12 protein-coding genes are annotated in these 12,367 nt (G+C 74.1%); 9 read left to right on the top strand and 3 right to left on the bottom strand.

From position 1 onward, the window contains the following. Positions 1-26: 26 nt before the first annotated feature. The 3 genes from C4U44_RS13980 (at position 27) to C4U44_RS13970 (ending at position 3,234) form a co-directional block, all read left to right on the top strand. Positions 27-935, top strand: coding sequence for a glycerophosphodiester phosphodiesterase (locus tag C4U44_RS13980; RefSeq protein ID WP_103886083.1), 909 nt, complete (start codon positions 27-29; stop codon positions 933-935). A gap of 423 nt (positions 936-1,358) precedes the next feature. After that, complete coding sequence (locus tag C4U44_RS13975) at positions 1,359-2,036, top strand: ATP-binding protein (protein WP_103886082.1); 678 nt, start codon at positions 1,359-1,361, stop codon at positions 2,034-2,036. Between the two features lie 226 nt (positions 2,037-2,262). Continuing rightward, complete coding sequence (locus tag C4U44_RS13970) at positions 2,263-3,234, top strand: DUF5926 family protein (protein ID WP_103886081.1); 972 nt, start codon at positions 2,263-2,265, stop codon at positions 3,232-3,234. Between the two features lie 374 nt (positions 3,235-3,608). Here C4U44_RS13970 and C4U44_RS13965 read toward each other — a convergent pair whose 3' ends face one another. Next, positions 3,609-3,845 (bottom strand): hypothetical protein, encoded by a 237-nt coding sequence (locus C4U44_RS13965; RefSeq protein ID WP_103886080.1) that lies wholly within the window; start codon positions 3,843-3,845, stop codon positions 3,609-3,611. A 102-nt stretch (positions 3,846-3,947) separates the two neighbouring features. Next, complete coding sequence (locus C4U44_RS13960; RefSeq protein ID WP_103886079.1) at positions 3,948-4,634, bottom strand: bifunctional DNA primase/polymerase; 687 nt, start codon at positions 4,632-4,634, stop codon at positions 3,948-3,950. A gap of 433 nt (positions 4,635-5,067) precedes the next feature. On the opposite strand from C4U44_RS13960, the gene C4U44_RS13955 reads away from it, so the two are divergent. Together C4U44_RS13955 and C4U44_RS13950 are read left to right on the top strand one after the other, a co-directional pair. Next, the gene (locus tag C4U44_RS13955) at positions 5,068-6,774 is read left to right on the top strand and encodes a PP2C family protein-serine/threonine phosphatase (protein ID WP_407642833.1); all 1,707 of its coding nucleotides are present in this window, start codon (positions 5,068-5,070) and stop codon (positions 6,772-6,774) included. A 140-nt stretch (positions 6,775-6,914) separates the two neighbouring features. Next, complete coding sequence (locus C4U44_RS13950) at positions 6,915-8,390, top strand: aminopeptidase P family protein (RefSeq protein ID WP_235032091.1); 1,476 nt, start codon at positions 6,915-6,917, stop codon at positions 8,388-8,390. 18 nt (positions 8,391-8,408) lie between these two features. Here C4U44_RS13950 and C4U44_RS13945 read toward each other — a convergent pair whose 3' ends face one another. Next, the gene (locus C4U44_RS13945; protein WP_103886077.1) at positions 8,409-8,852 is read right to left on the bottom strand and encodes an ATP-binding protein; all 444 of its coding nucleotides are present in this window, start codon (positions 8,850-8,852) and stop codon (positions 8,409-8,411) included. A 226-nt stretch (positions 8,853-9,078) separates the two neighbouring features. Here C4U44_RS13945 and C4U44_RS13940 point away from each other — a divergent pair, with 226 nt between their 5' ends. The 4 genes from C4U44_RS13940 to C4U44_RS13925 all read left to right on the top strand — a co-directional run bounded on the left by C4U44_RS13940 (position 9,079) and on the right by C4U44_RS13925 (position 12,364). Then, the gene (locus C4U44_RS13940; protein ID WP_235032062.1) at positions 9,079-9,990 is read left to right on the top strand and encodes a hypothetical protein; all 912 of its coding nucleotides are present in this window, start codon (positions 9,079-9,081) and stop codon (positions 9,988-9,990) included. A 228-nt stretch (positions 9,991-10,218) separates the two neighbouring features. Beyond that, positions 10,219-11,037 carry a YcnI family copper-binding membrane protein gene (locus C4U44_RS13935; protein ID WP_103886075.1) on the top strand — a complete coding sequence of 273 codons (819 nt, stop codon included), beginning with the start codon at positions 10,219-10,221 and terminating at the stop codon, positions 11,035-11,037. Between the two features lie 86 nt (positions 11,038-11,123). Next, on the top strand, positions 11,124-11,783 hold the full coding sequence (locus C4U44_RS13930; protein ID WP_103886074.1) for an SCO family protein: 660 nt from the start codon (positions 11,124-11,126) through the stop codon (positions 11,781-11,783). Then, on the top strand, positions 11,780-12,364 hold the full coding sequence (locus C4U44_RS13925) for a copper chaperone PCu(A)C (RefSeq protein ID WP_235032061.1): 585 nt from the start codon (positions 11,780-11,782) through the stop codon (positions 12,362-12,364). Before C4U44_RS13930 ends, C4U44_RS13925 begins: the two co-directional genes overlap by 4 nt. Positions 12,365-12,367: the final 3 nt, after the last annotated feature.

Below are 12,367 nucleotides of genomic sequence, written 5' to 3'. Positions count from 1 at the left end.
CGGCCGCACGGTGGCACCATGGCCCGGTGACGTTTGCGCGCGTGGCCCCTGAGCCGTACCCGGAGGGACGGCCGGTCCAGGTCGTCGCCCACAGGGGCGCTTCCGAGGACGTACCAGAACATACGCTCGCCGCGTACCGGAAGGCTATCGAGGACGGGGCGGACGCGCTCGAATGCGATGTCCGGCTGACGGCGGACGGCGAACTGGTGTGCGTGCACGACTGGCGCGTCAACCGTACGTCCAACGGCCGTGGTGCCGTGTCGTCCATGGAACTGGCCGATCTGGCGGCGCTGGACTTCGGCTCCTGGAAGGGGCAGAACGCCGACCACGAGGCGCCGGAGCGGTTCGACGGGGAATTCGATCGGGAGTTCGACGAGGACGCCGACCGGGGCCTGCGCGGCAGTGGCCGGGGCGGTCCGGGCGACCCGGGCGAGCGCAGCCGGGTGCTCACCCTCCGGCGGCTGCTCGAACTGGTGGCGGACACCGACCGCAGGGTCGAGCTCGCGATCGAGACGAAGCACCCGACCCGCTGGGCCGGACAGGTGGAAGAACGGCTGCTGGAGTTGCTGGGACGGTACGGGCTGGATCGCCCCGCGCCCGGTACGTCCTCCCAGGTGCGGGTGATGAGCTTCTCCGCCCGCTCGCTGCGCCGGGTCCGCCTCGCCGCGCCCGGGCTGCCGACGGTCTACCTGATGCAGTACGTCTCGCCGCGCTACCGCGACGGGCGGCTGCCGGCGGGCGTCGGGATCGCCGGGCCGAGCATGCGGATCGTCCGCGCGAATCCCGGGTACGTGGCGCGCCTGCACCGCGCGGGGCACCGCGTCCACGTCTGGACGGTGGACCGCCCGGAGGACGTCGAGCTGTGCGCGCGGCTCGGCGTCGACGCGATCATCACCAACAGGCCGCGCCACGTCCTGGCCCAGCTCGGCCGCTGACCCGAGCGCACGAAGCGGGACGGCAGCCGGGAGCGGGACGCGCGCGGGAAGCGGGACATGTGCCGGGAGCGGGACAGCCGCACCCGCGAAGCGGGGCCCGGGAGCAGTTCCGGGACGGCGTACGCGCCTGGTCAGGGGCCCGCCCGGACGCATGGCCCCCGTCGCCGTCGCTGCCGCCCTCGCCGTCGCTCTCGTCGCCCGTCACCGCCTTCGACGCCGTCCGGGGCGTTGCCGCCACGGTCGCGCGCGAGGCGTACACCCCGCCCGCCGGATCGTCACGCGTCGCGCCGGATCGTGCCCCGGGCGACCGCGTGTCCCATTTCAGCCGTCAGTGTGCCGTAAAGGATCGGGCTTGGCCTGTTTCCGCTCAGGCCCCAAGGGGCATCCACCCTGTGGCGTGGGGTGAATAGGGAGGTCTCGGGGGTGTCGTCGATGGTGGCGCAGGAGGTGCCGACGTCCACGACCATGGCCCTACCCCATGGTCCGAGGGGCGTCGCGGAAGCAAGACGCAGGCTGCGCGCGGATCTGCGCGCGCGGGAGGTTCCGGATCCGGTGACCGATGACGCGGTCCTGATCCTTTCGGAGCTGATCAGCAACTCGTGCCGGCACGCCCGCCCGCTGAGCGACGGGGCGTACGAAGGCCCGGGCCGCAGCGGAGCGACCCTTCGGAGCGGCCGGACCGGCGGCGACGTGCGGAGACCGGAGGAGCGGGCGGGCGTGCAGACGCCCGCGCGCCATCCGGTCCGCCCCGACCGTGCGGACCCCGCGGAGGACGACCGCGGCATACGCGCGGCCTGGTCGGTGGACGACGGCGGGCTGCTGGTCCTGGAGGTCACCGACGGCGGCGGCCCGACCCGGCCCCGCCCGTCGAGCCCGTCGCTGAGCGCGCACGGCGGTCGTGGCCTGGGCATAGTCGGCAGCCTCGCCCTGCGCTGGGGTGTACGCGACGCGCCGGGCGAGGTGACGGTGTGGGCGCTGCTGCCGATCCGCGGCAGGCACGCGCGCCGCGACGACTCCGTGGGCACCGGCATCGGCCTTCCGCTGGGCGTCCCCCTCGGCCTCCCGCTCGACCTCGCCGAGTCGCTGGACGACCTGGGCTAGAGCCCCGGCCTCGACCCAGGTGTCGGCCGGCCCGCGCGCCCGCATGCGTCGGGCCCTCATGCGCCGGACCCGCACGCGTCGAGCCCCGCCTCCGTGGCCGATTCCCGCCCCGTCACCCTCGCTTCACGGCGCACCACGCCCGTCGCGGGCAGGAGCGGGGGCCGGTGAGCGCTAGGCTCGCAGGCCCGAGGAACGCCGTACCGGGAGAGACCGGGAGACACCGAGCATGGCCAAGAAGCGCGCGACCGCGACCACATCCAGGAGCCGGCAGACGGCGGCAGGCGATGCCGTACCCGTCGTCGGCGCGCGCGAGCCGTGCCCGTGCGGTTCGGGGCGGCGGTACAAGGCGTGCCACGGCCGGGAGGCGGCGCACGCCGTCACCGAGCTGGTGCGCCGCCCGTTCGAGGGGCTGCCGGGGGAGTGCGACTGGGTCGCGCTGCGCGAGCTGGTGCCGGCCGCGACCGTGCCCCTCACCCTCAAGGCCGAACTGCCCGCGGGCGTGCCCTCGGTGACGCTCGGCACCGTGCTGCCGATGGCCTGGCCGGGGCTGCGCCGCGACACCGGCGCGGTGCTGCTCGGCCTGCAGAACGACGCGTCCAGCGGTGACATCAGCCGCGACCTGGCCGACACCCTGACGCGCGCCCTGGAGGCGGAGCCCGGCAACCCGGTGGAGGGCCGCCGCCCGGCACCGGACGGGCCGCGGCTGCAGGATCTGCTCGACCTGTCCGCGCCGTTCGAGCCGGAGGTCCACAGCGGTTTCGAGTTCTGGCTGGAGGACGCGAACGCGGCCACCGGCGAGGTGGCGGCGTCCCTGGAGCGGGCGAACGAGGCGGCGATCCCCACGGTCCGGCTGACGGGTGTGGCGGCCGCGTACTGGTGCGAGACGCCGGAGAAGAACCACCTGCGCTGGGTGATGCCGCACCCGGAGGAGGCGCTGCTCGACGCTCTCGCCCGGCTGCACGCCGCCGGGGCCTCGGGGCTCGGCGACGGCACCCGGCTGGTCGGGTCCTTCCGCGCGCACGGCCTGGTGGTGCCGGTGTGGGACCTGCCGGTCGGGATGTCGGCGGAGGACGTGGAGAAGCCGGCGGCGGCCTTCGAGGAGCGGCTGACCGAGACGCTCGCCCGCACCGGACCGCTGACTGCGGAGGAGCGCAGGGCGCGCAGCGGCTTCACCAACCGTCAGATCACCCTGAGCTGACCGGCGTCGGGATCGGGGGTCTCCCCGGCGAGGCCCCCGGATTGGTCCCGACCAAGCGGTCGCTCAGTGATTCCGATCACAACTTCCCTGGAAACACCGGGTCGTGGGGCTCTCCCCCGATCGGGGAATTTGCTAACGGACGAAGTCTTGTTACCGTTTGAACAGCCCGGTCGCTGGTGCATCCCCCGTCGCCAGCGACCGGGCCTTTCCATGCCCCGGCCCGTCCTGGACCGACGTATTCCGTCGTGCGGCGCGCTCACGGGCACCGATCCCGTCGCGCGCCCGGAGGCGCCCCGGCAGCGGCCCGCGGCAGCCACCCGCACAGGGGCCGCACCGCAAGGACCCGGCCGCCGACGCGGTCGGGCACGGTCATCTCATTCGTCGGACGACGCGCGGTTCGACGTCGTGCTGTGGCCGGCGTTGCCCCGGTGCGTGACGCCGTGCTCGGAGCCGGCGGTCGCCACCGCGAACGCGAGGACGGCGGCGAGCGCGGCGGCGCTCGCCACCGCGACCTTGCGGAGGCCGTCCGCCCGGACCCGCTCCTGCTCCTGGTGCCGGTCCCGGTCGTGCCCCCGCTGGTCCGAAGCGTCAGACGGCTGCTGTGACTTCAAAGGACTCACCTGCACTCGACATCTGGGGTCCGGCCGAACATAACGCCGGGCCACCGGTGGCGGATCCGGCGACACCCCGGCTTGTACCCCGTCAGAGGCCGCTCAGTAGCGCAGTCGGTCCCCGTCGGGGGCGGTGCGACCGGCACGGACCAGCGCGTCGACGAGCGCGTCGATCCGCGGCAGCCACGGCGTGCGTTCACCGGCCGGGACGACCGGGGGGCGGACCCACGCCAGCGGTCCGGACGCGCCGCCGGCCGGCGGCAGCGCCACGTATCCGCCGTCGCCGTGATAGCGCAGCGAGGTCGGAACCCAGTCCTGGCTGTCGAGGAGTTCGCCGAGTTCGGCGAGCGAGTAGGGGGCGACGAGGAAGACGTAGCGGGTCGGGGTGGCCACGACCGGGCCGAGCCGGCAGCCCAGCGTCTCCATCGCGCCCAGGGCGCGCGCGCCCGCCGTCGCGGGCAGGCTCGCCGCGGAGACGCGGTCGCCGGTGGCCAGCACCACCGGCGCGTCCGGCCGGGAGGTCCACCACCAGCGGACCATGCGCGGGTCGCGGGTCGCGGCGAGAAGTCCGGGTTCGACCGGGTGAGCGCCGGGGACCGGGCAGTTGGGCCGCCCGCAGCCGCAGGCAGGAGTGCCGGCGGCACGCCGCGCGGCTCTCCCGTCGAGTCCGACACCGGGTACCACGCGCCACTGCCACTGCTCGGCGTAGGTCAGCGCCGCGTCGAGGAACGCGGTCCGCTCCTTCCGCCGAAGAGAGATCTTGCGTCGCCTTCCGAGGATCTCGCGCATCAGCGCTCGTTCCTTTCCGTTAACGCCCAGGGATCTGCCCACTGCACAACGTAACTGTCGAGCACACCGCATTTGAGGCAGCACATCGCACTGCCAGCCGAGCGTGGAACGTGGCGAAGGGTGGCGCACAACCGGCGCTTTCGAACTGCTGTGATCTCGCTGTGCCCTGGTCGCGGTCCATGTGTCATGGTCCGCGTCGGACCCAGCACCCCTCGCCACCCGGGGTTGGGTCGGCCGTCAACTGTATACGTACTACGACGCTTGAGCCGGACTTCGGGTTCCTACCCATCACCCGCAAAATGACGCGCTGTTGGCTGGGCCCAGTCGACCGTGCGCATATACCGGGGGTGGCTGTTTCCGGCCAACATCACCGCCATACGGCCGTCCGGGGCACGCTTCCGACACCACTCCCTGTACCGGGACAATCCTGGACATGCCCACGATCGTGCGTGTAGAAGTGGGGTCCTTGACAGCAGCGCAGAACGACATGGGGGTTTGCGATGCTATTCATGCAGATGCTCCGCGCATTGCGGACGAAAAATGCTGGTTGCCCCGCCCGCCGGCAACCGGCCGGAAGCCTCCGGCCGTGAGCCCCGCACGCGTCAGAAAAGTGGCCGGAAGCGAGCCGTCCACTCCTGTCCAGGCGGACACTGACGCCCCTGTCCCCGCGCCCGCCGCGCCCAGTGGCGCCACCACGACCACCACGGCCTCCACCGCCACGACCTCCCTCCCCGTCGCCTCCGTCGCCTCCACCACACCACCGGTCGCCCCGATCCCGGTGCCCCCCGCACCGAACCTGGGCGCCGGCACGATGCCGCCCCGCGGCACTCCCGACCGCTCCCTCGCCGTCCAGGACCGGCTCGCCGCCTGGGTGTGCGACCTGTCGCTGCTGCACGAGCTGACCGAGCGGCTCGCGCGCACCGCCGAGCTCGACGACGCGTTGCACGAGGTGCTGCGGGCGGGCGCGACCCTGGTGGGCGCCCGGCGCGGCCTGATCGCCCTGGACCCGGCGGACGGCTTCGGCCCGGGCACCAGCGTCGGCCTCGGCCTGGGCCGCAGCGAGCTCGGCTCCCTGGAGACGGTCCCGCTCGGCGCGGGTTCCGCCGAAAGGGTCCTGCGCGATCTGATGCACGGCCCCGGCCCGACCACCCGGTACCGCGAGGTCGCCGCGCAGCTCGGGCTGGCCGCGAGCTTCGCGGTGCCGCTGGTCGCGGAGAGCGCCGGCCCCGGACACGCCGCCGGGCCGCACCCCGCCGCGCTCGGGCACCCTTCCGGCGGGCGCCTCGGCACGGCCGTCTGGTTCTACGACGAGCCCGCAGAACCCGCCGACCGCCAGCACCGGCTGGTCACCCTCTACCTGCGGTTCGCCGTCGAGCACGTGGCGCGCTGCCTGGCACTGGGCCGGGCCCGTGCCGCGGCCCGGGCGCTGACGGAGGAACTGCTGCCGGCCCGGCTGCCGCGGGTGCCCGGTCTGCGGATGGCCGTCCGCCACACCACGGGCCCGCGCGGCGGCGGCGACTGGTACGACGCGCTGCCGCTGCCCGAAGGCGCGCTCGGGCTGTCCGTCGGCGGGGTGACCGGCGCCGGCCCCGGAGCCGTCGCCGCGATGGGGCGGCTGCGCGCGTCCCTGCGGGCGTACGCGGTGATGGAGGGCGAGGACCCGGTAGCGGTCCTCTCCGACCTCGAGTTGCTGATGCGGCTGGCCGAGCCGACCCGCTCGGCCACCGCGCTGTTCGCGTACGTCACCGCGCTGCAGGGCGGCGGCCACAAGCTGGTCATGGCCGGGGCCGGGCACTGCCCGCCGCTGGTGGTCGGCGACCGGCGCTGCGAGTACCTGGAGACCTCGCTGTCCGCGCCGCTGAACATGCTGAGCTGCTGGGAGGCGCCCTGCGCCGAGCTGGTGCTCCGGCCGGGCGAGAGCGTCCTGCTCTACACCGACGGGCTGCTGCACCGCACCGGTGAGCCCGCGGACCGCGCGCTGGCCCGGCTGCACTCCGCGGCGCAGGCCGCGCCCAGGAGCGTGCGGGCCGATCCCGAGGTGCTGGCCGACCATGTGCTGCGCACCCTTTTCCCGGACGGACGGGACCGTGCCGAGCACGTGGAGGACCTGGTGCTGCTGGCCGTGCGCTTCGGCGACTGACCCCCGCGGCCGGGAGGCGCTCCCCCCGCCGCCGCGGCGCGCCCATACGATGGACGAAAGGTTCATTTCTGAGGAGGCGGGACGTGGCGAAGGCCGGGGACAGGCAGGACACCGCAGGGGGCAGCGGGGAGGAAGCCGGCGTGGCGCAGGAGGCCGCTGAGGCGGCGGACGGCACCGCGGCGGCCGACGGGCAGGACCGCCCGATCAAGCAGCGCAAGAACGGGCTCTACCCGATGGTGTCCGACGAGCTCGCCGCGAGCATGAAGTCGGGCTGGGCCGACACCGAGCGGCGCGGCCTGGAGCCGATAGCGCAGGCGCCCTATGCCGCCGCCCGCCGTGCCGCGCTGTCGGCGCGTTTCCCGGGCGAGCGCATCGTGGTGCCCGCGGGCAACCTGCGGACCCGGTCCAACGACACGGAGTACCCCTTCCGCGCCTCGACGGAGTACGTCCACCTCACCGGCGACCAGACCCAGGACGCGGTCCTCGTCCTGGAGCCGCGCGAGGCGGGCGGCCACGACGCCACCGCCTACCTGCTGCCGCGCTCCGACCGGGAGAACGGCGAGTTCTGGCTGGACGGCCAGGGCGAGCTGTGGGTCGGGCGCCGCAACAGCCCGGCCGAGGGCGAGCAGCTGCTCGGCCTGCCGTGCAAGGACGTCCGCACCGTCGCCGACGTGCTGCGCGAGGCCACCGGCCCGGTCCGGGTCGTGCGCGGCCACGACGGGGGGATCGAGGCGGCCCTCACCGACAAGACCACCGGCGAGCGGGACGGCGAGCTGAAGGTGTTCCTGTCGGAGCTCCGGCTGGTCAAGGACGAGTTCGAGATCGGCGAGCTGCAGCAGGCGTGCGACTCCACCGCCCGCGGCTTCGAGGACGTCGTCAGGGTCCTGGACCGCGCGCAGGCCACCTCCGAGCGCTACATCGAGGGCACCTTCTTCCTGCGCGCCCGTGTCGAGGGCAACGACGTCGGCTACGGCTCGATCTGCGCGTCCGGCCCGCACGCCACCACGCTGCACTGGGTGCGCAACGACGGCCCGGTCCGGGCCGGCGAACTGCTGCTGCTCGACGCCGGCGTGGAGACCCGCTCCCTCTACACCGCCGACGTCACCCGCACCCTCCCGGTCGACGGCCGGTTCTCGCCGCTGCAGAAGAAGATCTACGACGCGGTGTACGACGCCCAGCAGGCCGGCATCGACGCGGTCAAGCCCGGTGCGGCCTACCGCGACTTCCACGAGGCCGCGCAGCGGGTGCTCGCCGAGCGGCTGGTCGAATGGGGCCTGCTGGAGGGTCCGGCGGAGCGGGTCCTCGAACTCGCCCTCCAGCGGCGCTGGACGCTGCACGGCACCGGGCACATGCTCGGCATCGACGTCCACGACTGCGCCCAGGCGCGCACCGAGGCGTACGTCGACTGCACGCTGGAGCCCGGCATGGTCCTCACCGTGGAGCCCGGACTGTACTTCCAGGCGGACGACCTGACGGTGCCGGAGGAGTACCGCGGCATCGGGGTGCGGATCGAGGACGACATCCTGGTCACCGAGAGCGGCAACCGGAACCTGTCGGCGGGGCTTCCGCGCCGCTCCGACGAGGTCGAGGAGTGGATGGCCGGGCTGACCGCCTGAGCCCTTCGGGACGGCGGGTCAGGACGCCTTGAGCAGGGTGTCCTCCCGCCACTTGAGGACCTTGTCGAACGCGACGACCGTGCCGTGCCCCGGCCGGTCGTGGAACTGCACATGGTCCATGAGTGCTTCGATCAGGAACAGTCCGCGGCCGTGCTCGGCGTGCTGGCCCCGCAGGGTCAGCGGCCGGGCCGGCAGGCGGACGCGGTCGCGGGGAAGGCCCGGCCCTGAGTCGGCCACCTCGATGCGGCAGCGGTCACCGTCGATCTGCGCGGTGACGCTGTAGCCCGTGGCCGAACCGGCGTGTTCCACGGCGTTCGCACACGCCTCGGAAAGGGCCACCGAGAGGTCGAAGGAGATGTCGGGGTCGACCCCGGCGGTCTCCATGGTGCCCAGCAGCAGTTTCCTGGCGAGCGGAACGCTCGCAGCCTCGCGCCGCAAATGGAGTGACCACCAGATGCTCATGCTCCAGCCTCCTGGCTGCGGCTCGACATACGGTTACGTATTGCCGCGAAAAGCCTGGCGTAAGCGCGATGTTGACGTGATGCCGCTCATTCGGCGGATGCGGGAGCGGCATGCGGCGGTGTAGGGGGCGTGAGTGGCGGGGTGTTCACGCCGGTGGGCGCCGGTGCGCGGGGAGGGAAGGGCGCCGTAGGCGCGTCCGCGCGGCAGTGAGATGATGACGGCCGTCATGGCTGCGCCTTCCCCCGCCCTTCGCCGACCCGCGCCCGCCGTGCGCGCGGGCGCCGGGGTGCGACTGCTGCGGACCGCGGTGTTCACCGCGGTCTGCGTGCTGCTCGCGGCGGCAGGGCACACCATGGCGTCGGGCACGTCCGTTCCGGCCGGTTCGCTGGCGCTGGGCTGGCTCGGGGTCTTCGCCGTCGTCGCGCCGCTGGCGGGCCGGGAGCGGAGGCTGCCGGGCATCACCGCGCTGCTCGCCCTCGGGCAGCTCGCCCTGCACGTGGTCTTCAGCACCGGGCAGATGTGCGCCGGTGCCGCAGCGTCCTCGGTGGCCGCAGTGTCCTCGGCGGCCCCGGCATCCGCCGCCTCCGCCGGGCACGGCTCCTCGGGCGGCCTGCTCGCCGTCGCCGCCCGGCTGGTGTGCGGCGGTCATGCGGCGACCCTCACTCCGGGGGCCGCGCGGCAGATCGTGCTGCGGGCCGGGCTCGATCCCGCCACCGCCGGCGGCGCCGCGCACCTGCCGGGGGTGCCGATGGCGGGCATGCCGACGCTCGCCAACTCCGGTGCCGCGCACGGCTCCCCCGCCTCCCTGGCCTGCATGCTGGCGTCGATGCTCTCGCTGCCCATGCTGCTGGGCCACCTGGTGGCTGCCGTGATCGCGGGACTGCTGCTGCGGCGGGGCGAGGCCGCGCTGTGGCGGCTGATCCGGCTGTCGATGCGGAGCAGCGCGGGGCTGACCGCGCTGCTGCCCGCCGCGCTGCGCCGCGCCTGGGCGCTGATGGCCGCGCTCGCCGGCGCCGTGCCCTGCGCGCGCCGGCCGATACGCGGCGGCGCGTGGGAGGCGGTGGACCGGCACCGTACCGTCTGGCTGCGGCACTGCCTGGCCGGGCGCGGTCCCCCGGTGGTCGCACTGGCGGCCTGACGCGGCGTCGGCTCCTCACGAGGAGCGCCGGCGGACGCGCGGTCGCCCGGCCGCCTGCCACGAGCACCCCTCGTACCCGCTCGACCCCGACGTGCCCGCGTACCCGTACGCGCGCGGCGGGGTCCGGGTACGGGCCGGGGTCCCGGGCGGGCCGCCCGTGCCCTTCCGCGCACGCCATCGTGCGCGGTCCACCGTCAGCGCACCACTTCCACGTGGAGAACCCCTGCCATGAGCAGTTCCCGTATGCGCGGCCGTGCCGCCACCGTCGCCGCGCTCGCCGGCTCCGCCGTCCTGCTGGCCGCGGTACCCGCCTTCGCCCATGTCACGGTGCAGCCGGACTCGGCCGCCAAGGGCAGCTACAGCACCGTGTCGTTCAAGGTGCCGTGCGAGGAGGACAACGCGTACACCTCCCAGGTGGAGGTGAACTTCCCCACCGACCATCCGATCGCCTCGGTGTCGATCCAGCCGGTCCCGGGCTGGACCGCGAAGGTCACCACGGCCAAGCTGACCACGCCGCTGAAGACCGACGACGGCACCGTCACCACGGCCGTCAGCAAGATCACCTGGACCGGCGGCAAGATCGCGCCGGGGCAGTTCCAGCAGTTCCCGGTCTCGCTCGGCCCGCTGCCCGACGACGCCGCCTCGCTGACGTTCAAGGCGCTGCAGACCTACAGCGACGGCACCGTCGTGCGCTGGATCGAGATCCCGCAGGCGGGGCAGCCCGAACCGCAGAACCCCGCGCCGACGCTCAAGCTGACCGCGGCCGGCGCCGGTTCCGACGCGGCACCCGCCGCGGCCGGAAGTCCCGCGGCGGCCCCGCCGGCCGACGGCAAGGGTGCGTCGGGCACCACGTCGGCCTCGGTGGACAGCAGTGACGGCACCGCCCGCGCGCTGGGCGTCGCCGGCATCGTGGTCGGCGTGATCGGCGTCGGCTTCGGCGTGTACGGCGGCCGCCGGCGCACGGCTCCGGCCGCGGCCTCCCCCGCCACCTCCACCGGCGGTTCCCCGGACGGACCGTCCGAGGGCCCCTCCGCTCCCTCGGCCTGACCGTCCCCCGCCGGGCGGCCGTGGTGCACCACCCCACGGACCGCGGCCGCCCGGCCCCTTCGAGCACTCGCGAACAGGATCACCTCATGCGCACCACCGTCACACTCGGCGCCGCCGCCCTGACCGCGTCCGCCGCCCTCCTGCTCACCGGCTGCGGGGGTTCGTCCTCCGGCTCGGGCTCGAACGCGGCGGCCGTCGTGTCGACCGAGGCCTCGCAGGGACCGGGCGTCGTGCTGGACACGCCGTTCGCCAAGCCCGGCCTCGTGCTGACCGACAACCACGGCAAGTCCTTCGACCTGGTCAAGCAGACCGCCGGGCACCCGGTGCTGATCTACTTCGGCTACACCCACTGCCCCGACGTGTGCCCGACCACCATGAGCGACATCGCGCTGGCCAAGTCGAAGCTGCCCGCGGCCGAGCAGGCCAGGCTCCAGGTCGTCTTCATCAGCTCCGACCCCGACCGCGACACCCCGGCCCGGCTGAACGCCTGGCTCGGCGCGATCGACAAGAGCTTCATCGGCCTGACCGGGAAGTTCAGCACGATCCAGGCCGCCGCGCGCTCCCTCGGCGTGGGCATCGACCCGCCGGTCAAGGAGAAGGACGGCAGCGTGACCGTGACGCACGGCGCCGAGGTGCTGGGCTTCTGGCCCAAGGACAACAAGGCGCACGTGCTGTACATGGCGGGCACCACCGCGGACCAGTACGCGCGCGAGCTGCCGAAGATCATCCGGAGCGAGAAGTCGTGACCGGGAACGGCAGCGGGAACGACGGTGCGAACGCCGGCCCGAACGACCGCGCGAGCGGCAGCGGGACCGGCAACCGTCCCGGCGGCGTCGGGCGGCGCACCCGCGTGGGCGCGGCGGCGCTGGTGGTGCTCGCCGCGGTCGCGACCGGCGGCACCATCGCGCTCACCGGCTGCTCGTCGTCCTCTGATGCGCCGGCCTCCGGCGGCCCCGCCAAGCTCGCGGTGACCGGCGCCTACATACCCCGGCCGCTGCTGACCGACGAGGCCGCCGCGTACTTCACGGTCACCAACTCCGGCGGCAGCGCGGCCCAGCTCACCTCGGTGAGCAGCAGTCTGGCCGCGCACGGCACCCTGCACACCACGACGGACGACACCATGCGCCAGGTGACGTCGCTGACCGTGCCCCCCGGCGGCAGGCTCACGCTGAGCACCGGCGGCGACCACGTGATGCTGGAGACCCTCACGCACAAGCCGGCCGTCGGCGACAAGGTGACGCTCACCCTGCACTTCGCCCACGCCACGCCGGCCGCGATGACCGTCACCGTGCCGGTGCGTCCGACGACGTACCACCCCGGAGGCTGAACA

The organism is Actinacidiphila yanglinensis (genome assembly GCF_900107965.1).
GTDB lineage: Bacteria > Actinomycetota > Actinomycetes > Streptomycetales > Streptomycetaceae > Actinacidiphila > Actinacidiphila yanglinensis.
This window is presented reverse-complemented; position numbering and strand designations above follow the sequence as displayed.

Bases quoted from the DNA above. Each gene is read 5' to 3' on its own strand.
- C4U44_RS13970 (WP_103886081.1), top strand. From the start codon at position 2,263: ATGGCCAAGAAGCGCGCGACCGCGACCACATCCAGGAGCCGGCAGACG.
- C4U44_RS13960 (WP_103886079.1), bottom strand. From the start codon at position 4,634: ATGCGCGAGATCCTCGGAAGGCGACGCAAGATCTCTCTTCGGCGGAAG.
- C4U44_RS13955 (WP_407642833.1), top strand. From the start codon at position 5,068: ATGCCCACGATCGTGCGTGTAGAAGTGGGGTCCTTGACAGCAGCGCAG.
- C4U44_RS13945 (WP_103886077.1), bottom strand. From the start codon at position 8,852: ATGAGCATCTGGTGGTCACTCCATTTGCGGCGCGAGGCTGCGAGCGTT.
- C4U44_RS13940 (WP_235032062.1), top strand. From the start codon at position 9,079: ATGGCTGCGCCTTCCCCCGCCCTTCGCCGACCCGCGCCCGCCGTGCGC.
- C4U44_RS13935 (WP_103886075.1), top strand. From the start codon at position 10,219: ATGAGCAGTTCCCGTATGCGCGGCCGTGCCGCCACCGTCGCCGCGCTC.
- C4U44_RS13930 (WP_103886074.1), top strand. From the start codon at position 11,124: ATGCGCACCACCGTCACACTCGGCGCCGCCGCCCTGACCGCGTCCGCC.